General features: G+C 42.9%; 34 protein-coding genes. 26 read left to right on the top strand and 8 right to left on the bottom strand.

The annotated features are described in order from the left end of the window. The first annotated feature begins 42 nt into the window (after nucleotides 1-42). The 8 genes from DWW77_RS01735 (at nucleotide 43) to DWW77_RS01700 (ending at nucleotide 8,618) form a co-directional block, all read left to right on the top strand. Complete coding sequence (locus DWW77_RS01735; protein ID WP_425458801.1) at nucleotides 43-231, top strand: 2-ketoisovalerate ferredoxin oxidoreductase; 189 nt, start codon at nucleotides 43-45, stop codon at nucleotides 229-231. 396 nt (nucleotides 232-627) lie between these two features. Then, nucleotides 628-1,767, top strand: a complete 1,140-nt coding sequence (locus DWW77_RS01730) for a transposase (RefSeq protein WP_117470437.1) — start codon at nucleotides 628-630, stop codon at nucleotides 1,765-1,767. Nucleotides 1,768-1,778: 11 nt separating this feature from the next. Further along, a complete protein-coding gene (locus tag DWW77_RS01725; protein ID WP_330422490.1) occupies nucleotides 1,779-2,819 on the top strand; it encodes a YqaJ viral recombinase family nuclease in 1,041 nt (346 codons plus the stop codon). A gap of 51 nt (nucleotides 2,820-2,870) precedes the next feature. Further along, complete coding sequence (recD2, locus tag DWW77_RS01720; RefSeq protein WP_117470435.1) at nucleotides 2,871-5,108, top strand: SF1B family DNA helicase RecD2; 2,238 nt, start codon at nucleotides 2,871-2,873, stop codon at nucleotides 5,106-5,108. Between the two features lie 83 nt (nucleotides 5,109-5,191). Beyond that, complete coding sequence (locus DWW77_RS01715) at nucleotides 5,192-6,139, top strand: hypothetical protein (RefSeq protein ID WP_117470434.1); 948 nt, start codon at nucleotides 5,192-5,194, stop codon at nucleotides 6,137-6,139. 54 nt (nucleotides 6,140-6,193) lie between these two features. Next, on the top strand, nucleotides 6,194-7,408 hold the full coding sequence (locus DWW77_RS01710; protein WP_118367817.1) for a CHC2 zinc finger domain-containing protein: 1,215 nt from the start codon (nucleotides 6,194-6,196) through the stop codon (nucleotides 7,406-7,408). A 2-nt stretch (nucleotides 7,409-7,410) separates the two neighbouring features. After that, a complete protein-coding gene (srtB, locus tag DWW77_RS01705) occupies nucleotides 7,411-8,193 on the top strand; it encodes a class B sortase (protein ID WP_117470432.1) in 783 nt (260 codons plus the stop codon). 62 nt (nucleotides 8,194-8,255) lie between these two features. Then, nucleotides 8,256-8,618, top strand: a complete 363-nt coding sequence (locus DWW77_RS01700) for a hypothetical protein (RefSeq protein WP_243023830.1) — start codon at nucleotides 8,256-8,258, stop codon at nucleotides 8,616-8,618. 156 nt (nucleotides 8,619-8,774) lie between these two features. Here DWW77_RS01700 and DWW77_RS01695 read toward each other — a convergent pair whose 3' ends face one another. Both DWW77_RS01695 and DWW77_RS01690 read right to left on the bottom strand, forming a co-directional pair. Next, on the bottom strand, nucleotides 8,775-9,203 hold the full coding sequence (locus DWW77_RS01695) for a hypothetical protein (protein ID WP_021865125.1): 429 nt from the start codon (nucleotides 9,201-9,203) through the stop codon (nucleotides 8,775-8,777). 63 nt (nucleotides 9,204-9,266) lie between these two features. Then, nucleotides 9,267-9,611 (bottom strand): MazG nucleotide pyrophosphohydrolase domain-containing protein, encoded by a 345-nt coding sequence (locus tag DWW77_RS01690; RefSeq protein WP_008373991.1) that lies wholly within the window; start codon nucleotides 9,609-9,611, stop codon nucleotides 9,267-9,269. Nucleotides 9,612-9,792: 181 nt separating this feature from the next. Here DWW77_RS01690 and DWW77_RS01685 point away from each other — a divergent pair, with 181 nt between their 5' ends. Further along, the gene (locus DWW77_RS01685) at nucleotides 9,793-10,731 is read left to right on the top strand and encodes a ParM/StbA family protein (RefSeq protein ID WP_173905322.1); all 939 of its coding nucleotides are present in this window, start codon (nucleotides 9,793-9,795) and stop codon (nucleotides 10,729-10,731) included. Between the two features lie 4 nt (nucleotides 10,732-10,735). Then, a complete protein-coding gene (locus DWW77_RS01680) occupies nucleotides 10,736-11,107 on the top strand; it encodes a hypothetical protein (protein ID WP_005333400.1) in 372 nt (123 codons plus the stop codon). A 150-nt stretch (nucleotides 11,108-11,257) separates the two neighbouring features. Here the strand turns inward: DWW77_RS01680 and DWW77_RS01675 are convergent, their stop codons facing one another. After that, nucleotides 11,258-11,587: a helix-turn-helix transcriptional regulator gene (locus tag DWW77_RS01675; RefSeq protein WP_117470429.1), complete on the bottom strand. Its 330-nt coding sequence runs from the start codon at nucleotides 11,585-11,587 to the stop codon at nucleotides 11,258-11,260. A 413-nt stretch (nucleotides 11,588-12,000) separates the two neighbouring features. Between DWW77_RS01675 and DWW77_RS01670 the strand changes: the two genes are divergently transcribed. Beyond that, nucleotides 12,001-12,441: a sigma factor-like helix-turn-helix DNA-binding protein gene (locus tag DWW77_RS01670; RefSeq protein ID WP_023921559.1), complete on the top strand. Its 441-nt coding sequence runs from the start codon at nucleotides 12,001-12,003 to the stop codon at nucleotides 12,439-12,441. Next, on the top strand, nucleotides 12,441-12,629 hold the full coding sequence (locus tag DWW77_RS01665) for a helix-turn-helix domain-containing protein (RefSeq protein WP_117470428.1): 189 nt from the start codon (nucleotides 12,441-12,443) through the stop codon (nucleotides 12,627-12,629). The genes DWW77_RS01670 and DWW77_RS01665 overlap by 1 nt, the downstream gene beginning before the upstream one ends. A gap of 71 nt (nucleotides 12,630-12,700) precedes the next feature. Here DWW77_RS01665 and DWW77_RS01660 read toward each other — a convergent pair whose 3' ends face one another. Then, nucleotides 12,701-13,051 (bottom strand): winged helix-turn-helix transcriptional regulator, encoded by a 351-nt coding sequence (locus tag DWW77_RS01660; protein ID WP_330414900.1) that lies wholly within the window; start codon nucleotides 13,049-13,051, stop codon nucleotides 12,701-12,703. A gap of 142 nt (nucleotides 13,052-13,193) precedes the next feature. On the opposite strand from DWW77_RS01660, the gene DWW77_RS01655 reads away from it, so the two are divergent. The 6 genes from DWW77_RS01655 to DWW77_RS01630 all read left to right on the top strand — a co-directional run bounded on the left by DWW77_RS01655 (nucleotide 13,194) and on the right by DWW77_RS01630 (nucleotide 15,851). Beyond that, a complete protein-coding gene (locus tag DWW77_RS01655; protein ID WP_117470426.1) occupies nucleotides 13,194-13,712 on the top strand; it encodes a nitroreductase family protein in 519 nt (172 codons plus the stop codon). 239 nt (nucleotides 13,713-13,951) lie between these two features. After that, nucleotides 13,952-14,605, top strand: coding sequence for a recombinase family protein (locus DWW77_RS01650; protein ID WP_117537011.1), 654 nt, complete (start codon nucleotides 13,952-13,954; stop codon nucleotides 14,603-14,605). Nucleotides 14,606-14,657: 52 nt separating this feature from the next. Then, on the top strand, nucleotides 14,658-14,879 hold the full coding sequence (locus DWW77_RS01645; protein ID WP_117470424.1) for a DUF5348 domain-containing protein: 222 nt from the start codon (nucleotides 14,658-14,660) through the stop codon (nucleotides 14,877-14,879). A 9-nt stretch (nucleotides 14,880-14,888) separates the two neighbouring features. Further along, nucleotides 14,889-15,245, top strand: coding sequence for a hypothetical protein (locus tag DWW77_RS01640; RefSeq protein WP_117470423.1), 357 nt, complete (start codon nucleotides 14,889-14,891; stop codon nucleotides 15,243-15,245). Between the two features lie 2 nt (nucleotides 15,246-15,247). Then, on the top strand, nucleotides 15,248-15,505 hold the full coding sequence (locus DWW77_RS01635; RefSeq protein WP_005333422.1) for a type II toxin-antitoxin system HicA family toxin: 258 nt from the start codon (nucleotides 15,248-15,250) through the stop codon (nucleotides 15,503-15,505). Then, nucleotides 15,489-15,851, top strand: coding sequence for a type II toxin-antitoxin system HicB family antitoxin (locus DWW77_RS01630; RefSeq protein WP_005333424.1), 363 nt, complete (start codon nucleotides 15,489-15,491; stop codon nucleotides 15,849-15,851). The genes DWW77_RS01635 and DWW77_RS01630 overlap by 17 nt, the downstream gene beginning before the upstream one ends. A 60-nt stretch (nucleotides 15,852-15,911) precedes the next feature. On the opposite strand, the gene DWW77_RS01625 is transcribed toward DWW77_RS01630, so the two are convergent. The 4 genes from DWW77_RS01625 to ligA form a co-directional block, all read right to left on the bottom strand. Next, the gene (locus DWW77_RS01625; RefSeq protein WP_117470422.1) at nucleotides 15,912-17,276 is read right to left on the bottom strand and encodes an ATP-binding protein; all 1,365 of its coding nucleotides are present in this window, start codon (nucleotides 17,274-17,276) and stop codon (nucleotides 15,912-15,914) included. Nucleotides 17,277-17,365: 89 nt separating this feature from the next. Beyond that, nucleotides 17,366-17,839 (bottom strand): LPD11 domain-containing protein, encoded by a 474-nt coding sequence (locus tag DWW77_RS01620; RefSeq protein ID WP_117874883.1) that lies wholly within the window; start codon nucleotides 17,837-17,839, stop codon nucleotides 17,366-17,368. Between the two features lie 21 nt (nucleotides 17,840-17,860). Further along, on the bottom strand, nucleotides 17,861-18,364 hold the full coding sequence (ybiA, locus tag DWW77_RS01615) for a riboflavin biosynthesis intermediates N-glycosidase (RefSeq protein WP_023921566.1): 504 nt from the start codon (nucleotides 18,362-18,364) through the stop codon (nucleotides 17,861-17,863). 77 nt (nucleotides 18,365-18,441) lie between these two features. Then, nucleotides 18,442-20,436, bottom strand: coding sequence for an NAD-dependent DNA ligase LigA (gene ligA, locus DWW77_RS01610; RefSeq protein ID WP_040015507.1), 1,995 nt, complete (start codon nucleotides 20,434-20,436; stop codon nucleotides 18,442-18,444). A gap of 277 nt (nucleotides 20,437-20,713) precedes the next feature. Here ligA and DWW77_RS01605 point away from each other — a divergent pair, with 277 nt between their 5' ends. The 8 genes from DWW77_RS01605 (at nucleotide 20,714) to DWW77_RS01570 (ending at nucleotide 26,378) form a co-directional block, all read left to right on the top strand. Continuing rightward, nucleotides 20,714-20,968, top strand: a complete 255-nt coding sequence (locus DWW77_RS01605; RefSeq protein ID WP_005333435.1) for a hypothetical protein — start codon at nucleotides 20,714-20,716, stop codon at nucleotides 20,966-20,968. Nucleotides 20,969-21,041: 73 nt separating this feature from the next. Then, nucleotides 21,042-21,290 carry a winged helix-turn-helix domain-containing protein gene (locus DWW77_RS01600; RefSeq protein ID WP_005333437.1) on the top strand — a complete coding sequence of 83 codons (249 nt, stop codon included), beginning with the start codon at nucleotides 21,042-21,044 and terminating at the stop codon, nucleotides 21,288-21,290. A 94-nt stretch (nucleotides 21,291-21,384) separates the two neighbouring features. Beyond that, nucleotides 21,385-22,059 carry a response regulator transcription factor gene (locus DWW77_RS01595; protein WP_023921570.1) on the top strand — a complete coding sequence of 225 codons (675 nt, stop codon included), beginning with the start codon at nucleotides 21,385-21,387 and terminating at the stop codon, nucleotides 22,057-22,059. Next, a complete protein-coding gene (locus DWW77_RS01590; RefSeq protein ID WP_055155762.1) occupies nucleotides 22,047-23,249 on the top strand; it encodes a HAMP domain-containing sensor histidine kinase in 1,203 nt (400 codons plus the stop codon). The genes DWW77_RS01595 and DWW77_RS01590 overlap by 13 nt, the downstream gene beginning before the upstream one ends. A gap of 70 nt (nucleotides 23,250-23,319) precedes the next feature. Continuing rightward, nucleotides 23,320-24,384 (top strand): ABC transporter permease, encoded by a 1,065-nt coding sequence (locus DWW77_RS01585; protein ID WP_005333443.1) that lies wholly within the window; start codon nucleotides 23,320-23,322, stop codon nucleotides 24,382-24,384. Continuing rightward, nucleotides 24,381-25,037, top strand: a complete 657-nt coding sequence (locus DWW77_RS01580; protein ID WP_022415113.1) for a hypothetical protein — start codon at nucleotides 24,381-24,383, stop codon at nucleotides 25,035-25,037. Before DWW77_RS01585 ends, DWW77_RS01580 begins: the two co-directional genes overlap by 4 nt. A 4-nt stretch (nucleotides 25,038-25,041) precedes the next feature. Then, nucleotides 25,042-25,914, top strand: a complete 873-nt coding sequence (locus tag DWW77_RS01575) for an ABC transporter ATP-binding protein (RefSeq protein WP_005333452.1) — start codon at nucleotides 25,042-25,044, stop codon at nucleotides 25,912-25,914. 62 nt (nucleotides 25,915-25,976) lie between these two features. Next, a complete protein-coding gene (locus DWW77_RS01570) occupies nucleotides 25,977-26,378 on the top strand; it encodes a winged helix-turn-helix domain-containing protein (protein WP_005333454.1) in 402 nt (133 codons plus the stop codon). Nucleotides 26,379-26,391 lie beyond the last annotated feature (13 nt).

Below are 26,391 nucleotides of genomic sequence, written 5' to 3'. Positions count from 1 at the left end.
ATGGATTTTGGGGTATGATGATAGCAAAGGAAGTGGATGTCTGTGCGGATTATAGGAAATGAGCAGGAAATTGAATGGGCGAAGGAAGCACTGCGGAATCAATGTAACGATTGTCCCTACTTGGACTGCTGTAATGAAAAGGCGAAAGAGGAGTCAAAGCAGTGTGGAACGGTTCGGTTTGGCTGCCGGGAGTATCTGAAAGAGAAGATTGAATTCGTAGTAGAAAAATAGATGTAGTATTTTGAACAAATATAAACACCATATATAGTATAAGCCTGAATTGACATGAGGAATATCTTGTGCTAGTATACTGATATAGTTTATTTTATGCACACCCTTTTGGGGAGTTTCGGGATTCATAAGAATCTCCAAACTTACAGGAAACAGCAGGAGCTGATTCCTGGCATAAGTAGTTTATGTTTGTAGTGAGTGTCACGGTATGCCTTTTTTGGCTACGTGGCACTTTTGTTTTTTCAGGAAGAAACCAGACTTTTAAGAATGAACAGAGAAAAGACTCTCTTTTCATTCTTTTTTTGTGCTTACATTTAGGTTTCGGCATAGTTGCATGCCACAACCAGCTTTAGCTGTTGATGGATAAATATTATTTTAAGAAAGGTGGATAAGAACATGAATGAAGCAAGAGTGTATGCAGATGGATTTGAGAGATCCTTTGCAGAAGTAAAAGATCTGCTGGAGTTTCTGGCAGAGAGAGGAAGAAATGCCAAATGGATCAGAAAGCCAACAAATACGTTACGGCTGGCACCACTGGAAAAGGAGGCTCAAAATCTGGATGCGGCAGATGCATCCATGGAAGAAATTTTGGAGGATACAGAGAAGAATACGCAGCTTGTACTGAAAATGAGAGGAGAATCCTATCCGGTACGTGACTGTGCCATCCGCACCATTTTAAGCCGCGCAGGTGTCAATGGAGACGGGCTTCGCAAGCTGGATAAGGCAACATATGCGAAGGTAGTCAATTACTGCCTGCGGGTTGCAAAAGGGGATGCCCTGATTAAGATTGCGGACGGAAAGGTTTCCGCAGTACATGGCGGGGATAAACATGATTATTGCATCCTTGATATGAAAGCCATGTTTGAGACAACCTGCGAATATCTGAATCTGAATTTCAAAGGCAGTGTTTACATGGAGGGCTCTGGTATCTATGACCATTCCATTGTATCTGCCATGTGGAAGCTCGGAGGAAGTCAGGAACTTCTGGATACTTACCGAAAAGCACTGGATGCACACGGAATGGATGAGAAGATCCTGTCACCGGCACTTCGTTTTACCACATCTGACGTGGCAGCGAGCGGTGCAAATCTGTATCCGATGCTTTTGACAGACGGACCAAACGGCGTTATCAGTCTGGGAAGTCCAATCAAGCTGGCTCACGATAAAGGGGCAACGATTCTGGACTTCCGGAAAAATCTGGAGCAGGTATGCGCCCGCTATGTGGATGCGATGAAGAATCTTACTCAGCTTATGGACATTGAGATTCGTAATCCGGTGAACTGCCTGAAGCTGCTGATGAAGGAACTTGGCATTAAACAGAAGATCCGGAATGAGGTGGTGGAGCTATTTGTATCCCAGAACGGGGAAGGTGTCTGTACGGCACATGATCTTTATTATGCCATGAATGAAGCGTCCTTTTTTGCAGCCTGTGAAGGAATGTCCGGACAGGGCATCCTGAAGCTGGAGGAGGATATTACGAAGGCGCTTATAAAAGACTGGAAAAAATATGACGTTTATGGAGCAGTCAAATGTTAGGAGGAATTGGAATGAATAACAAAGCAGAGTATACACCGGAAAAGGTTGTGGATATCAGTAACCTGTCAAGAGAAGACTGGTTGGAATACCGCAAAAAAGGAATCGGCGGCAGTGATGTAGCGGCAATCATGGGGATCTCTCCATTTGCCACTATCCGGGATCTGTTTTACAACAAAACAGGTGTGCAGCCGGTCATTCAGGAGGAAGAGGAAAGCAACTGGGTTGCCAAGGAAGTTGGACACCGGCTGGAAGATCTGGTGGCAGAAATCTTTTCCAAAAAGACCGGGCTGGAAGTATTCCCGGTACGTATCATGTTCCGGCATCCGTTATATCCGTTCATGCTTGCAGACGTGGACTACTTTGTTCGTATGCCGGATGGGAAATTTGCGATTCTGGAATGTAAAACCTGCAATTATAATGCGAAAGATAAGTGGGCTGATGATGGTATTCCAGCTCATTATGTGCTGCAGGTAAGGCATTATCTGTCTGTGATGAATATGCAGAAAGCCTTTATCGCATGCCTGTATGGAAATAACGAGAATGAGTTTGTGTATCGCACCATTGAGCGTGATCTGATTGAGGAAGAAGACATCATTGATCAGGAAACGTATTTCTGGCAGGAACATGTATTGAAAAATGTAGTACCGCCGCATAACGGGAAGTCCGATCTGGTTCTGGCAAATATCCGTAATTATGGTGGTTTTGCAGACAAATCTATTCCGGAAATTGTGCTTTCCGGTCTGGAATCAAAAAATCTTGAGAAGTATCTTACCCTTTCGGAGGAAAAGTCACAGTTGGAAAAACGGAAAAAGGAAATCGAAGCAGAACAGCGGGCAATCAGTGTTCCTTTTGTGGAACAGCTGGGGCAGGGCTGCAAGGCAGTGCTGGAGGACGGTACGAACCGTTACCGTATTACCTATAATCCGACCAGACGTACTTCGGTTGGGAAAGACCAGATGGAGAAGCTGAAAAACCAGCATCCGGATATCTATGAGGAATATACAAAAACAACGGAGAGCCGTACTTTCCGAATTAAGAAGGAGGCGGCGTAATGAGAAAACCAAATGAACCGATGCGGATAAAAAGCTGGAGGGATATAAACAATGAGGTGCAGATTTAAACATAAGATTTTCCAGAATGAGGAGAATGGGTATACGATTGCCATATTCACCACACAGGATACGTCTGTCCCCCTGTCAGCCAGAGACAAATATCTGGCATCCCGGAATATCATCGGCTTCTCAGCGATTGGATTCGGTCTTCCGCTTACAGACGAGATTGAGCTTGAGATGGAAGGCAGATGGGAGAGCGGAGAGCATGGAACTCAGTATCAGGTGGAAAATTTCATGGAGGTTGTACCACGGACAAAGGAGGGTATCTTAGGATACCTTTCTTCCGGTGCAGTCAAAGGTATCGGTCTCAAGATGGCAGATACTATTTTCCGGAAGTTTGGACTTCAGACACTGGAAATCATGGAAAACAACCCGCAGGAACTCTTGAAGATCCGTGGAATTTCCGAGAAGAAGCTGGCTGCTATTGTGGAGTCCTATGGAAAAAACCAGGTGTTCCGGGAACTGATGACGTTTCTGGCGCCTTTTAAGGTAACACCCAAAAAAGTGAATATGATTCTGAAGAAATTCGGAAATGAATCGGTGGATATTATCCGGCACCGCCCTTACATGCTGAGTGCAGTCAAAGGCTTCGGGTTTCTGACTGTGGATGCGATCGGAAGACAGTGCTGCTGTGCACTCAATGATCCCATGCGGATATCCGGGTGCATCGGACATATCATGAATCAGGCAATGAAAGAAGGACATCTATTTAAACAGCGTCAGGAGGTTATCAGGGAAGCACTGGAAATGCTGAACCGGGATCTGCAGGTCATGGCAGTATCGGAGCAGGATGTCAGTCAGGTGCTTTACCGGCTGGTGCTGCAAAAAAGCATTGTTGTGGAGGAAGAACGGATCTATTCTATCCGGCAGTATGAAGAAGAAACACAGACCGCTTCCATGATAGCCAGACGGCTTTTGGAGAAGCCGGTTTTGCTGTCCATTGAACCGAAGCTGGAAAAGGCACAGAAGACACTGGGGATCACGCTGTCAGAAACACAGAAACAGGCAGTGCGGATGGTGTTTGCACATCCCATCAGTATTATTACCGGAGGTCCCGGAACCGGAAAGACAACGGTTCTCAAGGTGATTCTCTATATCCATCAGGCGTTATGCAAGTCAGAGGTACAGCTTATGGCTCCGACCGGACGTGCGGCAAGACGTATGGTGGAGAGTACCGGATGTGAAAATGCATCCACGATGCATCTGGCCCTGGGGCTTTTGGGAGATGATACGGATTTTGAACCGGATTTTGAGTACCTGTCTGCCGGATTTCTAAATGTAGATGAGGTGTCCATGGTGGACATGCATCTTGCCTATGAATTTTTCCGGCGGGTTAGCAGACATGCCAGAGTCCTTTTAGTCGGGGATAAGAACCAGCTCCCATCCGTAGGAGCCGGGGATGTATTCCGGCAACTGATTGCCTGCGGGCTGATTCCGGTCACGGTACTGGATCTGGTTTACCGGCAGGGGGCTTTGAGCAGAATCCCTTATAATGCAAAACTGATGCAGGAGAATAAGACTAATCTGAGCTTTGGAGAGGATTTTCAGTTCATTGCCTGCAAAGGAGCAGATGAGGCGGCAGAGATTGTCCGGAGGATTTATCTGGACGAGATTGCAAAAAACGGTATGGATCAGGTACAGATCCTGACTCCTTACCGGAAACGCAGTGCTGCCGGAGTGGATGAATTGAACAAATCTCTGGAGGATTTTGTAAATCCGCCAATCGCAGGGAAGAAGGAACTGCATATCGGCAGTCAGGTGTTCCGGGTTGGCGATAAGATTTTACAGAATAAAAATACCGAGATGGCGAGTAACGGCGATCTGGGCAGGATACTGGACTGTATCACGGATGAGGATGGAAATGCCAGGGCAGTGATCGGATTCCCGGATGGGCGGCAAGTGCAATATGAAGCTGACCAGATGGAAATGATCGAACATGCCAACGCAACAACCATCCATAAGGCACAGGGTTCTGAATGTCCGGTTGTCATCATCCCTTGGGTAAAAGCCTTTTATATGATGCTGAAGCGCAATATTCTCTATACCGGGGTGACCAGAGCGAAAAGCAAGGTTTATCTGGTAGGGGAATGGGCTGCAGTCTGTCAGGCAATCCATACGGATGACAGCGGGACAAGGAACACCATTCTGAGTGAGCGGATCGTACAGTATTACGATCAGTATCAGAGTGAACAGAAACTGGAAATGGAGCAGTTAAAACTTGTTGTTTAAAAATATTTTTCAACTTTTGAAATAAGCGGACTATTACTCTTATATAGGGGAACGTCTGCTTTTCTAAATGAAAGGAGCAGAGAATGAAAGAATTATTGTATAAGAAATCAGAGGCAGTTGCCGCTTTAAACCGTGTGGATGGCTTCCATCCGATGGAACTGGCAAGAAAGATTGGAGAAGAAGGGCAGGAGGAGCAGCTTTATCTGGATGTGAAATACCGGAAGCTCTGGTTTCGTCTGGTCAATCCGGCAGGAAAGATTATCAGCCGGATTATCACTTTCACAGAGAACATGGCAGTTGTGGAAGCACGTATCTATTTGGATAAATGTGATCAGGAAGACAATTATGTAGCCAATTCCTTTTCGCAGAAATTCCGGAGCGATGATCCGAAGTTTGGAGACAAATTTTTGGAAATGGCGGAAACAGCAGCTGTAGGAAGGGCATTATCGGATGCCGGATATGGTGTGCAGTTTGCGGATGTGGGAGAGGAAAATGATCCTGCACAGGTAGATGCCGGAATTCCATATCAGAACCCACAGATGCCAGATACAGGTGTTATGGAAAATGCTGCCATGCCGGATTCGGGTGTCATGCCAAATGCCCCTATGCCAACTTATGGAGAGATGCCAGGCCAGTCGGAATATGCAGGCCAGCAGATGATGAATCAGTTCTATCAGCAGGCACAGGCGGCTGGAAGCACCATTTACCATGGCAGTGGACAAATGCCTGGTTACGATTCTGCTCCGGCTGCCCCTACGCCGCCAAAGACCGGACAGATGTTGCAGGGAGCATTACAGAATCTGGATACGTCCCTTCCGGTAGAAGAACTGATGAAACGCATGAACTATGAAATGGCAGTCGGGACTGTGATTCCGGGAAAGGGAAAATACGGCGGAAAGACCATGGGACAGGTGGCAGTTGAAAGCCCGTCAACGATCCAGTGGTTTGCCGAGCAATATTCCGGACCGAACAATCTGGTTCCGGCGGCAGCAAAGGTAATTTTACAAAAAGCAATGCCGATGGCTGGTTAAGGAAGAACCCCGCAGAGAGCTTTTTTCTGCGGGGGAAAGGAGGAAGAGACCGGGATGTATTATGATATGTCTGGGTTTGATTATGGAATACTGGATGTGGTGCAGGTGCTGCATCTCAGAAAGCGTCGGGGAAATTATTATGACTGCCCGTTTTGTGGAGAGACGCATGGAAAACTCAATATCAATGTGGAAAAGAATGTATTCCGGTGCAACCGCTGTGATGCGTCCGGGGGGATGCTGAAGCTTTATGCGGATTTGCACAATGTTACACTCTCCGAAGCAAATCAGCAGATCCGGGAAGCATTAGGAAAAGGAGAATACCGGACGGATTATATCAAAGCAATGCCGGTACAGGAAGAAAAGGCAACGGCAGAGATTGCACCGATAGAGGAAAGCCACAGGACGTATCAGAGAATGCTGTCCATGCTCACGCTTAACAGGAAGCATCAGGAGGATCTGCAAAGACGGGGATTAAAACCGGAACAGATCGAAGCACAGCGTTACCGGAGTGTCCCGCTGTTTGGAATGAAGAAGCTGGTCAAAAGGCTGGCAGAAGAAGGATATATGGTGAAAGGCGTGCCGGGATTCTACCGGGATACAGACGGAAACTGGACGATAAATTTCAAAGCAGAAAACTCAGGAATCCTGATTCCCATAGTTTCTTTGGACGGGTTCATCCAGGGCTTTCAGATCCGGGTAGATCATGTGACCGACATGAAAAAGTATATCTGGCTGTCCAGTGTCAATTATGACCAGGGAGTTTCCTCCGGAAGTCCGGTACATGTGATCGGTGATCTTGCTGCAGAACGTGTCTATCTGACCGAAGGAGCCTTAAAAGGGACCATAGCCCATTATCTGTCCGGCGCTACCTTTGTGTGCGTTGCCGGAGTTAACCAGTACCGGAATTTAAAACCAGTGCTGGAGCGGATGAAAGGATATGGGATGAAACAGCTTTTGGAGACGTATGACATGGATAAGAAGATGAAAGTAGCCTGTAATCACCATGACAGTAAGTGTGCGGTCTGTTTTGAGCGTTCTCCTGTTATCTGCCAGCATAAGGCGGAGAAACGGAGGATTATCCAGAACGGCTGCAATAAGGTCTATGAAATCTGCCGGGAGCTTTCCCTGCCGATGAACCGAATGGTCTGGGATATGGACGAGAACGGGGAGTGGAACGGGAAACTTAAGGGGATAGATGACTATTTAGTTGCCATCAAACAGAAGGAAGGAGCCGGAGCGCAGACTTCGGCTCTTCCGAAAGGAGAATAATCATGAGAAAAAAAGGAAATACGGTGCTTGCAGGACTCATTATCTGCCTGTTGTTTGTTTTTCTCGCAGCGGCAGGAAAACTCTTTAGTGTTTATCTGAAGTATCAGAAAGGGGAGGCAAGTTACGAGAAACTGCAGGAATATGTTCAGGAACCAGAGGAAGAAGAATCACCGGAACCCGAGAAAGAGAAGGAGGAACCTCAGAGCAGGTATCTGGAAATTGACTTTGCAGGTTTAAAAGCGGTTAATCCGGATGTCATAGCGTGGATTCAGATTCCGGCACTGGACATTAGTTATCCGGTGGTACAGGGGAAAGATAATGCATATTATCTTCATCACCTTTTTTCAGGAGAATCCAATATCAATGGGAGCATCTTTGTGGACTGCCATAATCAGCCGGACTTTACGGATCAGAATACGATCGTGTACGGGCATAATATGAAAAACGGGAGCATGTTCGGAACTCTGGATAAGTACCAAGACCAAACGTTATTTGAACAGCATCCGGAGTTTTATATTTACCTGCCGGGAAAGATTCTCAAGTATCGTATCTTTTCCTGCTATGCGGGAAGAACCGGAAGTGAGGGATATAGGTATCATTTCCCGGAAGCGGAAGATTTTCAGATATTTCTGGATACGGTGTCTTCTTATGGGGATTATGATACCGGCACCGAGCTGTCGGCAACGGATCGGATAGTTACGCTGTCTACCTGTGTCAATTCCAGACGGAATTACCGCTATCTGGTACATGGAAAATTAAGCAGTGAGATCATCACTGAGGAATAAAAGAATCATGCTGGTGTGAGAAGAAATTTCTTATACCAGCTTTTATTATGGGAGAAAATGTAATGGGAACAGCATTGGTTATGGAACACGCAAACGCACTGGCGCAGATGATAGTCAGTGAAAAGGACAAGTTATTCGATGAAAGAGTAGAGGCGCTTGTAAAACTCTATGGAAGGGCGGAATTTTATCTGAAGCAGGGATTTCTGGAGAGCATCGTCTGCGAGTTCCACCGGAAGAAAGTGGAAATGATTATGCAGGCGAAAACGAAAGGAGAGATTACGGAAATACTGAAATTATCAAAACCGCATTTTGATGGGAACAAGTTTGTCTATACCTCTCCGTATGCTGTGGAAGAGGAAGAGCTGCTCCTTTGGTCTCTGACGTCACTGCAAGGTCCACTCCGGGATGAAGGGTATCAAAGATAGCGGGAATTATTTGAGAAGTGCCTGCCGGAATTGGTGGAAAAGCTTTCAGCATAGGACAATGACAGAACAAAAGAAAAAAGATACTAAGCATTTTTGAGAATGGTTGGTATCTTTTTTTCTTAGACAAACTGTTATTTGTTACTTAGGAACCGACCGTTAATATCCCCAAGTCATTAATTTCCACGTTCCGCCTTCGCTACGCGCCAACCACCATGACCATGTGTATTCTTCATTAGCGTTCCACGCTCCACCTCCATTTTTAGGTGACCTGAAACTACTATCAAACGAAATACATTGTGTGAAACTCTCTTTATTGTCATTTGCTTCCTCCAATTCATTCATCCAGGCAATATTATCCTCATTATTGCACGCATCATCAGATGTATAAGATAGGCTGTGCAATTCACACCCCTCAAAAGAACTAAATTGTTTCTTTATAACATCAATAGCTTCATCCATGTCATCTTTTGTGTATATAGATGATGTCCCATAATCAATAACTAAATTTTTTGTATTTCCTTTTCCACAACCAGCTAAAGATATAACAAATAAAAGACAAAGAACCATTGCTATCAATCTTTTCATAATCACTACCTCTTCAAATTCATATTTTTTTGCTCTGTCATTCATCCTGAACAACTGGAACTGTTAGTCGTTATCTTTCGTTCTGCGTTCCATTACAAACTGCTCTAAATTTATTCTGTGATTATACTTTATGGATGCATCCTTATCCTTAGAGAGTATAATATCATTCATATCAATTCCATTTAATGCAGCAATCGCAATAGTGTAGTGTACCACATCGGCTAATTCGTTACCTAATTGGGTTTGTAAATCCTCTTGACCAACAGATTTTCTACCTGCCTTTTTATTTAGTACTTCTGCCACTTCACCTATTTCTTCTACGAGTTTCATAAACAGGCTTTGGTCAATCCCACCATTTTTATAATGGTCGAATAAGTATTCTTGCAGTTCCTCTATTGTAATTTTCACAGTATCTTTTCCTCCGCAAATTCATATTTGATAATATGTTCATTATACTGTGTTTTACCAATGATATCAACGATATGGAAGTATACAGGAAGAAAAATTATGGAAATAGTTTTTAAAAAGTTGCACTTTAAGTATCTTCTACGTACAGAATAAGTATCAAGTACAAAGGAGTGAATGTAGCATGATAAAAAAATTAAGAGTAGCCGTGGATCACGGGAACCGGAACATGAAAACCTGTAATTTTGTATTTACCACTGGACTGACAGAACAGGACAAAAAGCCTGCCAGGGGAGAGAAGTATCTGAAATATCAGGGAAAGTATTATACCCTTAGTGAGAAGCGGATTCCGTACCAGAGAGACAAGACGCAGGACAGCAGGAACCGATTCTGGATTCTGACGTTATTTGCGATTGCAATGGAGCTGGAGCAGAAAGCGCAGATTCAGCCGGAGAATGTCATTCAGGTGGAACTTCCGATTGGGCTTCCACCGAAGCATTTTGCAGAGCTTTGTGAGAGATATGAACGCTATTTCAAATGGGACGGGAAGGTGCAGGAACTGTGCTTCAACGATAAAGTCTATCACCTCTGTATTCAGAATGTAATGGCGTTTCCGCAGGATTATGCAGCCATGATGACGAGAATGACGGAAATCCGTGAGATTCCGAAAGTCGTAGGGATTGATATTGGCGGATTTACTTCTGATTATCTTCTGATGAGAAGTGGCAGACCGGATATGGATTATTGTGATTCTCTGGAAAAAGGTGTGATTACCATGTATAACGATATCATTTCCAGTATTAACAGTGAATATGACATGCTTCTGGAGGAGGCAGATATCGACAGTATCATCAAGGGAAAAACGCAGTATTATGAGGAAGCTGTTGTACAGGCAGTAGAAACCATGGTTCAGAATTTTGTTACCGATCTTCTGAACAGCATCCGAGAGCGGGGCATTGATACAAAATCTACTTATACGGTGTTTATCGGCGGCGGAGCAGTGCTTCTGGAACGATTTCTGGAGCAGGCAGACCGGTTGGGAAAACATACCTTTATCCGGGATATGAAAGCAAATGCCGATGGATATGATCTTTTGTATCGCATGACACAGGCTGGAGTGTGATTTTATGGGAAAGAAAAATCCGTTTGTATTCACTATTGGTTTTGATAAGTCGGACCCAGATCATGTGTATGTGACAGAACTTCTGAATACGACAGAGAAAAAAGCAAAACTGATCGTTGCGGCAATTCTGGCATATACGGGAAGAACGGATGAGACAGGTAATGGCAGTATAAGCATGGAACCGGATATGCTCCGACCAATGATGCAGCAAATCATCCGGGAAGAAGTAAGAAAGGTATTGGAAGGGCAGGACGTTTCTAAGATAAATAGAGAAATGCCCACAGAAGTTGATTTGATGGAAGAGGAACCGCTGCGGATGGATCAGACTATGAGACAGAATGTAGTGGATGCTATCAGTGCATTTCGCAGGGCATAAAAAAGCAGGAGAGATACACATGCTTATGGCAGTGTACTCTCCTGTTCTTTGTATCAGAATGGGAATAGACAGAAAACTCACAGACTATTCGCAGATTACTCACAGATTGTCTTTGTATAATGTGTAGATGATGAAGGATACGGGAGAGCCTTAACTTAGGTTCTTGAATCCATCCAGAAGTCCACGCAGTGTAGAAAGGGCAAGCTGTTTCTGCTCCTCCGGGCAGGAATTTAGTTCTACCATGATTTGCTGCATGGTAGAATCCGGGTTCGTTTTCTGGTTAGAAAATATAGCATCTATGGAAATATGTAAGTAAGTTGCCAGGGCATAAAGTGTTTCCAACTGTGGATTGCCAATATAGTTTTCAATATCAGAGACAGTCCGTAAAGAAATCTTTGCCTGTTCCGCAAGGCTGTTTTGCGAAAGATTGCGGCGGAGACGTTCTTCCCTGACTGCATCTCCCAATAATTTTTTCACCATCTATATCACCTCACTTAATGCATATATTTTATCGTAGATTAACACTATACGAAATGCGTTAAAGTGCGTTATGATAAGCAGGATAACACATGCACAAATAGAGAAACATGGAAGTAAGTACGACAGATATGAATGGACAGCATAAGATAAAAGCCAAAGAGGAACTGAATCTGTTAAAAAAATCTTATCCATACAATGTGTCGGAGAGAAGTTAGAATATGCAGTATATGAGATACTATCATCGCATATCCTACATAATTACATAGAAAGAGAAGTATCGGCTGGACTACGAATAGAGTGGTCCAGCCTTTCTTTTTTTCGAAAAAATGAAGGCAGTGTCACGTTTTGTTGCCGCTCACCGCCATCCTCGGAATTTTTTGGAACGTGATAAAAAATTTCGGAGGATAAAACAAATGAACAAAAAAACATATACAGGATCAAAGATACAAAATCACTTTACAGCATATCTGATACAGTTTGTCCGTGGAAAACGACATGATTATCTGGAGAAGAAAATCCAGATGGCTGATGCAGAAGAACTGTTGGAGGATATTGGACAGATGGAGGCAAGAATTGTAATCGAAGAATTGCTGGAGAACCAAACGAGGGAGCAGCTTTTATTGCAGGAGGCACAGGGGAAATATCCAGAATGGAATAAGATGTCAGATGAAAGACTGATGAAAGCGCTTCATACGCTGCGGGATGAAGAACGGAAGCTGATTTACCAGCATGTGTTTGAAGAACGTACTTTTGAGGAAATGAGCAGGCTAAACGGGTTATCAGAGGAGCGATGCAAGGGTATTTATTATTATGCAATCCGGAAGATCCGCAAGGTGATGGGAGGAGAAAACTAATGAATTTTGAACGATTACTTTTACAGGCAAAAGAAGGAAATGCAGATGCGGTACTGGAGATTTTAGAGATATATAAGCCGCTTTTAATTAAGAATGCGATTGTGAATGGCAGATTTGATGAAGATCTGTATCAGGAACTGGTAAGTACATTGCTTCAGTGTATCCAGAGATTCCAAATATTGGAATAGAATGGATAAGCCCGGCGGGAAACTGCCGGGCGGATAATATATTGAAACCGTGAGAAAAGAAGGGTGATTCTTTAGTTGCCTGAACAACAAGGAGTCTGTACGTCCAGTCCATCCAGATAACCCTTTCCCCAATCACACATCGACTCCAAAACAGGAATAATACTTTCGCCAAAAGCAGTTAAGGAGTAAAGAGTTCTCGGTGGCTTTTCTGGAATGACCTCTCTGCGAAGCATCCCAGAGTTTTCCAGATCCCGAAGCTGCTGAGAAAGCATTTTCGGGGTTGCACTGGGAATCAGCCGCTGTAATTCCATATAATGCAGTGGGTGGTTAATGAGATGCCAGAGAATTAAAGGCTTGTATTTTCCGCCAATCAGGGAAAGCGTTGCTTCCACAGGGCAGTTAAAGGATGTGGTCTGTTTCATGATCATGTCTCCCTTCAGGTAGTATCATTTTGGAAAGTATCTTTCCGGAAAGTGCAGTCTTGCAGGACAATCCAATCGTGATACAATCAAATTGTTGATCGATATATCGTAATCATAAAAGAAAAAGGAAGGATTGACAACCATGGATTTTATTGAAATTGCAAAAAAGAGATATTCTGTCCGGAGCTATATGGAACAGAAAGTAGAACCAGAGAAATTAGAGAAAATTATTGAGGCGGCACATGTGGCACCAACAGCAGCAAATCAGCAGCCGGTTCATTTGCTTGTAGTGCAGAGTGAGGAAGGTCTTGCAAAAATCGGAGAAGGAGCGAATATTTACGGAGCACCATTGGCAATTATCGTTTGTGCCGATCATAACAGGGCATGGACAAGACCATTCGATAAAAAGCAGACAGGAGATATTGATGCTGCTATACTGACAGATCACATGATGCTTCAGGCAACAGAACTGGGATTAGGTAGTGTTTGGGTTTGCTATTTTAAACCGGATGTAATCAAAAAGAAATTTCATCTGCCGGAAAATTTGGAACCAATCAATATTTTGGTAATCGGATATTCGGATGAGACTGGAGCTGATCCGGAAAGACACGGCCAGAGTCGGATTTCAGTGGAAGAACTGGTTTCCATGGAAACATTGTAAAGATATATTTTATACATCACTCTCAGGGGAGTAACATCCTCTGGGAGTTTTTTGTCATATTTGTTGCACTTTTCGGCTCTGGTACGTACAGAAATAGAAAAGAAACATATCCCAAAATGTACACATTTTAGAAGTACGTTCCGGAAAGGGGGATTATATCTCAAAAAGGTTACACACACAGTTTTGAGATATGCCAACAAAAGTGTGGATATTTTGGGACAGGGAAAGGAGAAATGTGGATGCAGATATATGGATATCACCGCACCAGTACAAAGGAGCAGCATCTTGATCGTGGCATACAGGAAATTGAGCGGTACTGTAACGAGCATGAGATGGCACTTACGAATATTTTTACGGATCAGGAGACAGGGAAGAATTTTAATCGTCCGAGATATACCGTTTTAGTGGAGGATGTCCTGCGGCCGGGAGATATTTTGATTATCACAGAATTAGACAGGCTGGGAAGAAATAAGCGGGATACGATGCAACAGATTCAACGGTTAAAAGAAATGGGAGTGCGGCTCATGGTTTTGGAACTTCCGACTACGCTCATGGATTTATCTGTGATGGACAACGCTATGGCAAGGATGATGCTGGAAACAATCAATAACATGATGTTGGAACTTTATGCTTCTATGGCGCAGGCAGAGCTGGAGAAAAAGGAGAAGCGACAGCGGGAAGGGATAGAAGCGAAGAAATTGCGGGGCGAATGGGATGATTATGGAAGACCATGCGTGATGAAGCAGGAAACCTTTGACGAGAACTTCCAGAGCGTTATTTCCGGAAAAATGACACCGACACAGCTTCGGAAGAGTCTGGGAATGACACACTCTACCTTTTACCGGTATCGTAAAACTTTTTATGAAAAATATCCGGAACTTTCCAATACCTAGAATGAAAGCCATATTACTTATATAGAACAAAGAATTTCAGGAGGAAAGCAATATGAGTGAAAAAAGAATAGGTACTTTGATTTATGATCCGTCTATGGGAAGATATGATATCCGGTTTGGTATTGAATCCTATTATGGGGGACTGCATTGTGGAGAATGCTTTGATGTGGAGGTAAGGGATGTATGGATTCCGGTTCGGATTGAAATGGACGAGGACTGGTATCTTGTGGGACTTCCGAAGACACGCCTCGGCGGGCTGACTGTTCGGATGTAGAGGAGATAGATGATGGAAGCCAAAAAGAAATATGTAAAGCCCGCCTTCCGATTTGTGACAGATCTGAGGAGTATTCTGGAATGTCTGTATGAAGTATATGGAACGGATGGGGAGCTGCTGCTTAAAGGAGAAAAGCTGTCAGATACAGTAATCTGCCCGTTTATCCGCATGGTTCAAAAGAAATGCAGTGTGGTGGATGCGGAAATCCTGCATTTGATGCTCTGGAAGATATATATGGTAAGTGCGAGGAAAGAAGCATTTGTAGCGGATGCTAAGAAAGAGCTGCAGCCTTATTTGACCAAGAAAGATGAAAAACAGATTGACACCATATATGACACCACATATACTATAGATAGGAGGCATTAAAGATGTCGAAATGGGATAAACTATTGACAAGAATTTGCTCATTATCGAAAGACCTTCGTTTTGATGAATTAAGAAAAGTATTAGAAAGTTATGGATATGAGATAAATGCTCCGAGAAGTGGGAGCAGCCATTATACATTCCGTAAAGCGGGATGCCAGCCGATAACAATACCGAAACACGAACCAATCAAGAAAATTTATGTTGAAATGGTAAAGCAGATTGTAGAAAGTGAGGCGAAAAACGATGAAGACACTGAATGATTATTTGGCAATGTCCTATCGCATGGAAATTGTGGAAGATAAGGATGAAGGTGGATTTGTGGTTTCTTATCCGGAACTGCCGGGATGCATCACCTGTGGAGAGACGATAGAAAGGGCAGTTGAAAATGCAGCGGATGCAAAAAAAGCATGGTTAGAAGCTGCACTGGAAGAAGGGATTGAGATTCACGAACCGGGAAGCCTGGAAGAGTATTCGGGACAGTTTAAAATAAGGATGCCACGCAGCTTACACCGGGATCTGGCGGAACACTCAAAAAAAGAAGGCATCAGTATGAATCAATACTGTATATATCTTCTTTCAAAGAATGATGCGCTGTTAGTAAAATAAATATACAAGAATATAGATGAAAAGAGCCGTCCGGATGGGCGGCTCGAAGTCTTTTATAGATTAAAAATGATATTGCTCCAGCAGGTATAGGGGAAGTGTTTGTACATTCCCAGCGGTTCCGCCTTTGGTATCACCTTTTAAATACAATAGTTTGTGGGCCTTCCCCTGTTCCAATGCCTTCAAGGCAGTAGATGCAGTTCCCTTACCGGCTTTAACTTCAATCAGATAGCGGATGTGAGTTTTCAATGTCTGAGCTACAAAATCAATTTCACCACCTTTATAAGTAGCAAAAGCCGGTGTCTCAAAGATAATTTCTTCCGGGAATTCCTGGCGTTTGGACAAGTTAATGTAAACATAGTTTTCGTTCAATGAGCCATCCATAGTTGATACAGTAGCACCAGTTCTGGAGAGATAATAATATGCAACTCCAAGATCCATGAAGAAGCAGCGGCTTCCCGGTTTGAAATTCAGGATGTCCAGTTCTGTGATTTTGCCACAGAAACCGATGATTCCAGAATGATAAAGCCAGTTGATAGCACGATAGCAGGTTGCTTTAGAAAGATTACTGGAGTAATTCTTTGTAACGAGCTTTTGCAGTTCTTCACTTATACTGTCCTCATCTAATCCTTTCTTTTCACGAAGCAGAATACGGCAGATGCTTAAAAAGATGTTGGTAAAAACACTAATATCTGTGATGTCATCAAAGTACCGCATAGATTCGTTTAAGAAAATGCGGATGATTCTAACAAGCTCTTTTTGAGCTGCTTCCACGTCTTTTGTGTTAAGGTATGTTTCCACAACCTTTGGATAGCCGCCAATCTGTCTATAGATGTCGTAAACATTCTTTAATTCGTCATATAGTTCCGGTACGGTGTCATCTGCATGATCCAGTGGAAGTGATAGATATTTCTGAAAAAGCTGGTCATCCAATGCTTCCAAAAACTCTTTAAAGGAAAGGGTATAAATACGGATACTGGTAATATCTCCACTGGAGAATTTGAATTCCGGTTCCAGTACACGTCCCAGATAACTTCCAGTTACAATGAAATGCGCTTGAAAATAGCGGGTAAATTCTCGGATACGGTTGAATATCTCTGAGGATTCCTGAATTTCATCAATAATGATGACTGTATCGTTGGTATCTTCAAAATCCGGATCGAAGAGTTTAAAAGCATCGTGAAGCGGCTGCTCCGGTCGTTTTGTACCGGGAGTCCAGTCTGTGGCTTTTTTGTAACATTCCATAAATTGTTTGCCGGACAAATCAAACAGGTTAATGTAGATCTTGTGCCTGAAGTTCTCATCCGCAAATTTATTGATAATATATGTTTTTCCGACCTGTCTGGCACCATTCACTTCCAAGGTGCTGTGGACGGTATCGTTTTTCCAATCCAGAAGCTGATCGTAAACTTTTCTTTTCAGATACATGGGAAATGCTCCTTTCTTTCAACTGTTCCTATTATATCAAAATATGAATGGATAATATAGAGGGTAATTTCTGATAAATGATGAATTGTCTAGTCTGAGCAGTTCTTCACGGGTATTCCGGTTTCTGTCATTACTTTTTCGTACTGAAGAAGCTGTTCCCAGGTCAGCCATTCCGGTTTCTGATCTGTGGGAAAACCATTCCATAATTCTTTCATACGGGCAATATGGTTTTGAACGCTATGATTGCATAGGATAGACGGACTGCAATTTCCGTAGCCCAGATAGTATTCACAGTCAGACTGTAATTTACTTAACATCCGGTACTCGAATTCATAGGAACTTCTTTGATACGGAGCCGGATGAAATGTGTACTCCTGCTGTATGGGATGGGAAGGTTCTCCATCAATATGGTTAAAAGATAAAGAATAAAGATTCGGTTCAGGCTCTTTGCCAAGGTCAATATCCTTCCACAACTTTCCGAATTGGTCCTTATATACCGGACAGGAAAAATCATCCATGCCAGTATACTCAAGCACTAATTTTGTTTTTGCATTTTCATTCATTCTATTAGACCATCCTTTCCTTTATTGCAGACATTGAGGTATATTATTGGGCGCTGTTTCTGCATTCCACTGCAGCTTCGCACGTACATCCATCAGGATGATTCCTAACTGGTTTTCTCCGCAGTTATTGACTTTGCCCCAGAAATAGTCACCCCAGTTGTTTCCTTCAATAAGTGTGGACTCTCCGGTTGCAAGAAGTTTATCCCGGAGTTCCGGGTTCTGCATGAATTTGCACATGCAGATTTCATACATGAGCCGGACTTTCACTTTTTCCCAGTCCGGGCGTAATGTAAGATCTCTGCCGAGTTTCTTTGCATCAGAAGGATTATGCATCCGAAAAATACAGAATTTGCGTTGCTCTCTCGCAGAGAGTGTTTTCTGCGCTTGAAAAGCAGCTTCATTATTTGCATAGGTTTGTCCCATGTAAGAGACCGGTGCCGGATAGAAATTGCTTAGAAAAGCATAATCTCCCCGAAATTCATTGATCTGTGTAGGTATGCGCTTGCTTGTATTTGTTTGATTCATTATAAATTCCTCCTTTGTAAAAGAGGTGCGGCCTTTCAGCCACACCTCAAAATAATTCTCATCTATTGCAGAGATGGTTATGCAATCATCTCCAAAAATTCAGCTTCTGTAAGAATTGGAATACCAAGGCTCTGGGCTTTTGCCAGTTTGCTGCCGGCTTTTTCCCCGCAGATCAGGTAATCGGTTTTCTTTGTTACAGAGCTGCCAGGTTTGGCACCAAGCTCCAGAATCTTATCGTTGATACCGTCTCTGGTAAAATGCTCCAGTTTCCCTGTTGCTACGATGGTACATCCTGTAAATTTGTTTTCTTTTGTCATAATGGTCTCTTCCTTTCTTTGTTCAAATGTGAATTCGTTCTGTAAGTTTTTCCATAAATCAAGATTTGCTTCATCTGCAAACCAGGAATGGATGTTGTGATTTAAGATTTCGCCAAAATCCTCTAACTGAGTGAAGTCGTAATCTCCGACAGCCGCCTGTTCAAATGCAGTTAAATTTCCGGAAAATACGGTGTCCAGAATCCGGCTTTTGGTTCTGCCGATCATAGGAATATCCATGGAAACCAGATAGCGGACAAAGCTGGTCCTCCGGCTGGCGTTGATGGATTCCCACAAGCGGTCGAAAGATTTCTCACCATATCCGTCCAGTGCCACAATATCTTCCCGGTGTTCCTCCAGATGATAGATGTCCTGAAAAGAGTGCAGATAGCCCAGATTCAGGAATTTTTCTAAAGTGGCTTCTGACAGTCCTTCGATGTTCATTGCCTTCTTGCTGGCAAAATGGACAAACCTTCTTGTGATCTGGCTGTCGCACTGCGGATTATCACAATGCAGAGTTTCTACGGTGCGACCGTCGCTGGTCTTACGGCTGTAGGTTCTGGTTTTGGAACCACAGCAAGGGCAGACCGGAGGCGTGATGTCGGTATACCTTCCACGATCCAGATTATCCTCTATATGTGGGATGATCATGTTTCGTTTGGAAACAAGAATCCGGCATCCGGGTACAAGCTCCAGATTTTTGATAAAGGTCAGATTATGAAGGGAAGCTCTGGAAACATCACAGCCGTCAATCTCCACGGTATCGAAGATGCCGACCGGAGCAATCTCTCCGAATCTGGTCGGTGTCCATTCAATTTCACGCAAGAAAGTTTCGTAGGTATCATCCTCAAACTTATAGGCGAGGCCGTCCTTATAGTGGTGTCCGGTTTTTCCGCAGCTTTTGGAGTAGCTGAGACTGTCAAAAATCATGACAATGCCATCGATAGGAAGATGTAAATTTGCTGCTGTGGATACCAATTCCTGAATGAATTTCTCCGCATATTCTTTTGAAAGTCCGGTTCCTGAAATTGAGAAAAACGGGCAGTAACCAAAGCCCAGGTGTGTTAAACCTTCTAATTTGCAGGCTCTGCTGTCCGGGAAGGGAACATCCTCCATTCCTTCTAATACATTGAACGGAAGAAAGCGAACACAACGTCCGATACAGTTCTTCGGATCAAGACTTCGTACTGATCCGGAAGCAAAATTACGTCCGTTTTTATAAGGTTTTCCATTTCCATCACGCAGAGTATCTTTCAGACGTTCAAAATCATTGGTTGGTATAAAAGACTCACCGGTAATGACCAGACGTTCTTTGTGTGGAATGGTAAGCGGTACATTTAAAAATGCCGGGATATTGTGTGTAATATCTTCCCCCACTTCACCATCTCCACGGGTAGAAGCCTGAATCAGTCTGCCATCTTCGTAAATGAGTTTGGTAGTCAAACCGTCCAGTTTCAGCATAAAGAGAACTTCCTGTCCTTTCATGAAATCTAAAAGCTCTGAAATCAGTTTTGTTTTCTCAAGCGAGAGCAGTGGAATCGGATGGGTGACTTTGGCAAGTTCACTGACCGGATAATATCCAACCGTCTGTGTCGGAGAATTTGACAGGATGAAACCAGTCTGTTCCTCCAGTTCCTTCAGTTCGTCAAAGAGTCGGTCATACTCGGCATCAGATACCAGAGGGGCATCCTGATTGTAGTAGGCATGACGGTATTCATTGAGTTGTTTTACAAGATTCTTAATTCTTTTGACTGACATAGAGTCTCCTTTCTTTTGTGGCGTGCCAGTTCCGGAATCATTTGTTTCCGTAATCCTCCTTTCCCTGCGTTCAGGCATAAAAAAAGAGAATGACGCTTATGTTCATTCTCAAAATAGATGCAGTTTCCTGCAAAATAAAAAAAGCCAGAAGTCCCTGCTGCTTGTTGGGCATAGGAAAACTCCTGACTACGTTTCAAACCTAAACTGCGTGTGATAAATCCTTTCCGGATTGACACAAATAATTGATATAAGAACAGTATAACACTAGATGTAGTATATGTCAAATGAAATAGATTCCTCAATGAAGCTTTTGCCTTATGTTGATGACAAATTTGTCGGCTACAGGAATAAAAGCGTTCAGGATTTCAGATTTGCCCTAAGCGAAGGAATTCGTAGCCAGGTATTTTTTGCCACTTTCGTGGAGAAAGTCGAAAACCAGATAAAATCAATCTCTGTCATAAATGCCTCTAAACTGTTTTTACATCGTAGTGGTTATGCAAGTTCTAAATTTAAAAATAATTTTCACGAATAACTAACTTTTCTATATGCTGAATTGTCATAAAATATAGATTATTAAATTTGAAAGCAGATTGAAGGTGATAAACATGAGAAGTTATAAACGGTATACCAGGCGAAAGAGACTTTTGAAGCAAATCGCTGTGGTTGCTTTATCTCCTAATCGGGTATTCACGAAAGAACAGATCTATCAGCATATCTATGAGGAAGCGGAGTCAGAAGTGAATAACCGAATTTACGGTCTGATTAAGAACTTGAGAAAGAAAATAGAAGAAAATCCGGAAACACCGCACTACATAGAAACGATACGTGGTGTTGGTTATCGCTTTCGGGCATAAAAGGAGCCGTCCGGCAATGGGCGGCTCGAAGTGTTTCTCTTGTTGTTTATTTATTGTTTTTTTCGTTGTATACTGATAAAACGAGGTGATAAAAGTGGCATATAGAATTTTGATCGTGGATGATGACATCGAATTATTAAAGATGTTAAAGAACTATTTTGAAATCAAACGATATGATGTAATGATGGCAGAAGATGGCACAGATGCTTTGGAAAAAATCCATAAGAAACCGGATATTATCTTGCTGGACATCAATATGCCTAAAATAGACGGATTAGAAGTATGCAGACGTATCCGGGGCAAAGTAACTTGTCCCATTATCTTCCTGACGGCAAAAGTGGAGGAGCAGGACAGGGTAAACGGGCTTTTATCCGGTGGGGATGACTATATACTGAAGCCGTTTAGTCTGAAAGAACTGGATGCTCGTATTATTGCACATTTGAAGCGTGAGGAGCGTCATAAAGGGAAGTCTGAATACAGATTCCACGGAGACCTCAGTATTGATTATGGAGCAAAGAGGGTTCAGATCGGTGAAAATGATTTGGAGCTTACGAAGCTGGAATATGCAATCATTGAGTTTTTGTCCATGAATCCAGGACAGGTTTTTGACAGGGAGCGGATATACGAAAAGGTGTGTGGTTATGATGCGGAAGGTGACAGCCGTGTTGTTACGGAACTGATCCGGAGAGTGAGAAAGAAACTGGCGGAATATACGCAGACAGAATACATTGAGACAGTATGGGGGATGGGGTATCGATGGAAAAGATAAGAAATTTATCCTTGAAAAAGACAATGGTTTTATATACGATACTCAGCTTGATTGTCACTTTTTTTCTTTCTGTGTCAATTATTGAGATTGCCGGGCAGATACAGGAGGAGGTCTGGTGGAAGTACGTGGATCAGGACGAGTATTATCAGGCAATGAATGACCGCAATGAAAATTTTGAGGTAGTGGTACCGAGACCGAATCAGAGTAAAATGAGCAGAATGGACTGGCATATTTCAGAAACCTGTGATTTCCTTCAGACGTACGGAGTATTGCTTTTTTCTTTTGCCGGATGTGGAATTGCGGTCAGCCTGTTTTACAAAAATAAATTAAAGAGACCGATTCAGGAACTGAAGATGGCATCACAGATGATTGCGGAGGAAGATCTGGATTTTCATATGGCTTATGAGAACGAGGACGAGATGGGGATGCTGTGCAGGGAATTTGAAAGGATGCGTGGGCAGTTGGAAGAAAATAACCGTAGACTTTGGCAGATGATCGAAGATGAGCGGGTACTGCGTGCAGCGATTGCCCATGATATCCGCTCGCCGCTTGCAATCATGCGGGGATATCAGGAAATGCTTTTGGAATTTGTTCCGGAAGATATGCTTGATCAAGAGAAAATGATGGAGATGTTAAGGGGCGGTATGCTTCAGATTGAACGGATGAACCATTTTATTGATAGTATGAGGAAGATGACGAAATTGGAAGAACGGGAATTAAACTGTTCCGTGGTAGATATCCGGCAGTTGATAAACCAGATAGAAGCTCTGGCAGAAGTCGTGGTGGAAAAATCAGAAAAGAATTTTACAGTGACGACAGTGAGAGAATCTGAAATACTGACTGCGGATGAGGAAATCATCATGGAAGTAGCGGATAATCTGTTGGCTAACGCATTCCGCTATGCCAATCAGGAAGTTAGGCTGAAGCTGACAGTGACACCCCAATATCTGAAAATGAGTATCAGGGATGACGGAATTGGATTTCAGGAAAATATCGACAGGGTGACACAGGCGTTTTATCATGAGAATCCACAGGATGACTTAAAGCATTTTGGAATGGGTATGTATATCAGCCGTATCTACTGCGAACGGCATGGTGGGAAACTGCTGATAAAAAATGTAGCAGATGGCGGTGCGGAAGTTGAGGCAGTGTTTAAAAATTATGTATTAGAAGAACAACAGCAGAAATAAATGGCTGTTGTTTTTTTGTTGTGATTTGTAGGCTATGCTGTTTGTAGAAAAAAGAAAGGCGGGATGACTTATGAAAGCAATCATAAAAAGGAATCTGAAAAATTATCTTAAAAATCCGATATTCTGGATCGGTTTGATTGTTGTTTTAATCAGTATGTACCAGACACTTGCACCCTATCTGTCCATTCATTACGTGAAGTCGGATGAAACCTTCAGGAAGGTAAAAATGGCCTCCGATGGGGATGTTATGGAGGGATGTATTCCGGCAACACCGGATAAGGAGAGAGAACTGTGGGAGAAAGAGATTGTAAAGATACTTCAGGACACAGAGAATGGGTTTGGCATGTCGGAAGTAGAGGCGGAGGCAGTGATATCTGAGATGAAACAGATGAAGATTACGGAGGCGTGTCAGTATCTGAAAACGGAATACCACTTTAATGGTGCCAATTATGTGTATGAGGACGTTTCATGGTATCAGGGAAGCCCGGAGGAAGTCAACCGGTATATCAGAGAAAATCTTGAGAAACATCCATTCTCCTATTATTTCGGAAGAAAATTTACAGATTTTGCAAGCCTGCATATGGCATTCTTTGCAACGGTTCTGCTGGCGTTTTTATTTTTCCAGGATATGAGGAAAAATACTTATGAATTGCTGCACACCAAACCGATGACGGCTTTTCAATATATTGCCGGGAAAATAAGCAGTGGATTTCTCATTATGACGGCGGCACTGGTCATTATGAATATCGTATTTATCATTTTGTGTTACGCCACGGCAGTAAAATCAGGATTTGCTATGAACATACTGGATTTTGTTCAGAATTCGATCCTGTATGTCCTGCCGAACATCCTGATGATCTGCTGTGTGTATGCGGTTACAGCGCTGCTGTTTAAGAATCCGCTTCCAGCGGTTCCGGCGCTGGTTCTTTATATCATTTATTCTAATATGCTGACATGGGATAGCAAAGGACAGTGTCATGCAAGACCATTCTCTATTATGGTTCGATTTCCGGGGAATTTTTTTGAAACGGAATTGCCACATCAGGTATATCTCAATCAACTGCTTCTTGTGGCAGCATCCATACTGCTCATGTTTATAGCGGTGTGGATGTGGAAAAGGAGGAGAGTATATTGAAGAAAGAAGTAAAAATATGTATGCCATATTATAAAATTGCATATTCAATCGCTTTTGTTGTGATATTGAGTGCAATCCAGCCTGTTGTATATGCGAATGAAATCGGGCAGGCAGTAGAAAGAGCTGTTTCGCTTCTGGCAGTCGTTTTCTGTGCAGATACTTATCTGGTGGAAGTGCAGAGCAAACGCTCGGAAGTATTCTGCCTTTATAATCTAAAAAAGCAGGCAGGGGTAGTTTATAAAAGACTATTTGTGCAGGTAGCTTATCTGATTGGAATCAGTTTGTTGGCATATGGACTCTTTTATTGGCAGAAACCGGTGAATCTGACAGAAGAATTAGATGGCGGTGCCTTGTTTGGAATTTATTGTATTGCGATTCCCGGAACTGTTTTGTTTTGGAGTGTGCTTTCCGTAACTGTCAGCAATCTGGTTCGAAACAGATGGATTGGTATGGGTGTCGTGCTGCTTTTCTGGTTTTTCTCTATTTCCGGAAAGGCAACTCAGTTTTTGAAAAACTGGGGACCATTTTCCTACGGAACTTGTGATTTCGGTAAGCTGACAGAGTGGAGATGGCTTGGCGGGAAGGTGCTGTGCGTGGTATTTGCGGGGATGATGCTTGCATTTGTTCCTAAGATATTAAAGAAGAGAGGGTAAGATTATGAGTATAAGAATAGACGATTTAACAGTAACATTTAAAAATGGAGTGACAGCGGTAGATCATGTGGATCTGGAAATCCCACATGGGATATTTGGTCTGTTAGGTGAAAATGGTGCAGGAAAAACAACGTTGATGCGGGTGCTTACAACGGTGCTTGCACCCACAAGTGGAAAAGTTCTGTTAGATGGTACGCTATATTGCGAAGCAAATTACGAAAAGATACAGAAAAAGATTGGGTATCTGCCACAGGAAATTGATCTGTATCCGTCTTTGACTGTTCGAGAATGTCTGGAGTATATGGGAGATCTGGCTGGAATTGAGAAAAGAGAAAGCAAGAAAAGGATTGATTACTATCTGGAGAAGACCAGTCTTGCAGACCATCAGAAAAAGAAAATGCGGCAGCTTTCAGGTGGAATGAAGCGAAGAGTTGGATTAGTGCAGGCATTACTCCATGAGCCGGATTTTTTAATTGTGGATGAACCAACAACAGGGCTCGATCCGGAGGAACGCATCCGTATCCGTAATTTACTGGTAGATTTTGCAGAAGAACGCACCGTATTATTTTCAACGCATGTGGTGGAGGATCTGATGGCAACCTGTAATCAGCTTGCGGTTATGAAAAAAGGTAGATTCCTTTATACAGGAACAATGAGGGAATTATTGAATAAGGCAAGAGGGCATGTATGGGAATGCTGTACAGAGGACGAAAGCCTTGCAAGAGAATTAGAAAGAAAATATCATATTTCCAGTAAGCAGTATACGGAGGAAGGAATTAGATTAAGACTGTTAGGGGAGAATATGCCGTCAGAAAGTGGATGTATAGCTTGTGACGTAACTTTGGAAGATGCATATATCTATGTAACCAATCGATAAACATTGTTAATGAGGAGTGAAAGCTAAATGCTAAGAAAAGCAGGTGATGTTATGGGAAAGTGATGATTCTTACCATTTCTGATTCCGAAGAGGGAATCCTGAATAAAATTAAATCAGTTCTAGCCTGCGAAAGTACGTTAGAAGTTATGGAGATTACAAATTCTGAAAAGTTGACATTCCAAGGTTTGGAAATAGACCAGCTTCAGCGGAGCGTAATCAAAGATGGTAAGGTTGTGGAACTTACCAGACATGAATATGACCTGCTTTTTTATCTGGCCTTATCCCCCAATCGGGTATTTACAAAAGAACAGATTTACCAGCATATTTATGAGGATGTGGAGTCAGAAGTGGATAACCGTGTCTATGGGTTAGTCAAGAATCTGAGAAAGAAAATAGAAGAAAATCCGGAAGAACCGCACTACATAGAAACGATACGTGGTGTAGGCTACCGTTTTCGGGCATAAAAAGAGCCGTCCG

The sequence above is a fragment of the Ruminococcus sp. AF17-12 genome (assembly GCF_003479245.1).
Classification (GTDB): Bacteria; Bacillota; Clostridia; order Lachnospirales; family Lachnospiraceae; genus Blautia_A; species Blautia_A fusiformis.
The sequence above is the reverse complement of the archived record's forward strand: the minus strand, read 5'-3'. Positions and strand labels throughout refer to the sequence as shown.

Bases quoted from the DNA above. Each gene is read 5' to 3' on its own strand.
- DWW77_RS01630 (WP_005333424.1), top strand. From the start codon at position 15,489: ATGAAGACACTGAATGATTATTTGGCAATGTCCTATCGCATGGAAATT.
- DWW77_RS01620 (WP_117874883.1), bottom strand. From the start codon at position 17,839: ATGAATGAAAATGCAAAAACAAAATTAGTGCTTGAGTATACTGGCATG.
- DWW77_RS01625 (WP_117470422.1), bottom strand. From the start codon at position 17,276: ATGTATCTGAAAAGAAAAGTTTACGATCAGCTTCTGGATTGGAAAAAC.
- DWW77_RS01635 (WP_005333422.1), top strand. From the start codon at position 15,248: ATGTCGAAATGGGATAAACTATTGACAAGAATTTGCTCATTATCGAAA.
- DWW77_RS01730 (WP_117470437.1), top strand. From the start codon at position 628: ATGAATGAAGCAAGAGTGTATGCAGATGGATTTGAGAGATCCTTTGCA.
- DWW77_RS01715 (WP_117470434.1), top strand. From the start codon at position 5,192: ATGAAAGAATTATTGTATAAGAAATCAGAGGCAGTTGCCGCTTTAAAC.
- DWW77_RS01670 (WP_023921559.1), top strand. From the start codon at position 12,001: ATGAACAAAAAAACATATACAGGATCAAAGATACAAAATCACTTTACA.
- DWW77_RS01645 (WP_117470424.1), top strand. From the start codon at position 14,658: ATGAGTGAAAAAAGAATAGGTACTTTGATTTATGATCCGTCTATGGGA.
- DWW77_RS01675 (WP_117470429.1), bottom strand. From the start codon at position 11,587: ATGGTGAAAAAATTATTGGGAGATGCAGTCAGGGAAGAACGTCTCCGC.
- DWW77_RS01575 (WP_005333452.1), top strand. From the start codon at position 25,042: ATGAGTATAAGAATAGACGATTTAACAGTAACATTTAAAAATGGAGTG.
- DWW77_RS01655 (WP_117470426.1), top strand. From the start codon at position 13,194: ATGGATTTTATTGAAATTGCAAAAAAGAGATATTCTGTCCGGAGCTAT.
- DWW77_RS01605 (WP_005333435.1), top strand. From the start codon at position 20,714: ATGTCAAATGAAATAGATTCCTCAATGAAGCTTTTGCCTTATGTTGAT.
- recD2 (WP_117470435.1), top strand. From the start codon at position 2,871: ATGAGGTGCAGATTTAAACATAAGATTTTCCAGAATGAGGAGAATGGG.
- DWW77_RS01700 (WP_243023830.1), top strand. From the start codon at position 8,256: ATGGGAACAGCATTGGTTATGGAACACGCAAACGCACTGGCGCAGATG.
- DWW77_RS01665 (WP_117470428.1), top strand. From the start codon at position 12,441: ATGAATTTTGAACGATTACTTTTACAGGCAAAAGAAGGAAATGCAGAT.
- DWW77_RS01590 (WP_055155762.1), top strand. From the start codon at position 22,047: ATGGAAAAGATAAGAAATTTATCCTTGAAAAAGACAATGGTTTTATAT.
- DWW77_RS01640 (WP_117470423.1), top strand. From the start codon at position 14,889: ATGATGGAAGCCAAAAAGAAATATGTAAAGCCCGCCTTCCGATTTGTG.
- DWW77_RS01660 (WP_330414900.1), bottom strand. From the start codon at position 13,051: ATGAAACAGACCACATCCTTTAACTGCCCTGTGGAAGCAACGCTTTCC.
- DWW77_RS01600 (WP_005333437.1), top strand. From the start codon at position 21,042: ATGAGAAGTTATAAACGGTATACCAGGCGAAAGAGACTTTTGAAGCAA.
- DWW77_RS01710 (WP_118367817.1), top strand. From the start codon at position 6,194: ATGTATTATGATATGTCTGGGTTTGATTATGGAATACTGGATGTGGTG.
- DWW77_RS01680 (WP_005333400.1), top strand. From the start codon at position 10,736: ATGGGAAAGAAAAATCCGTTTGTATTCACTATTGGTTTTGATAAGTCG.
- DWW77_RS01695 (WP_021865125.1), bottom strand. From the start codon at position 9,203: ATGAAAAGATTGATAGCAATGGTTCTTTGTCTTTTATTTGTTATATCT.
- DWW77_RS01570 (WP_005333454.1), top strand. From the start codon at position 25,977: ATGATTCTTACCATTTCTGATTCCGAAGAGGGAATCCTGAATAAAATT.
- DWW77_RS01725 (WP_330422490.1), top strand. From the start codon at position 1,779: ATGAATAACAAAGCAGAGTATACACCGGAAAAGGTTGTGGATATCAGT.
- ligA (WP_040015507.1), bottom strand. From the start codon at position 20,436: ATGTCAGTCAAAAGAATTAAGAATCTTGTAAAACAACTCAATGAATAC.
- DWW77_RS01650 (WP_117537011.1), top strand. From the start codon at position 13,952: ATGCAGATATATGGATATCACCGCACCAGTACAAAGGAGCAGCATCTT.
- srtB (WP_117470432.1), top strand. From the start codon at position 7,411: ATGAGAAAAAAAGGAAATACGGTGCTTGCAGGACTCATTATCTGCCTG.
- DWW77_RS01685 (WP_173905322.1), top strand. From the start codon at position 9,793: ATGATAAAAAAATTAAGAGTAGCCGTGGATCACGGGAACCGGAACATG.
- DWW77_RS01585 (WP_005333443.1), top strand. From the start codon at position 23,320: ATGAAAGCAATCATAAAAAGGAATCTGAAAAATTATCTTAAAAATCCG.
- ybiA (WP_023921566.1), bottom strand. From the start codon at position 18,364: ATGAATCAAACAAATACAAGCAAGCGCATACCTACACAGATCAATGAA.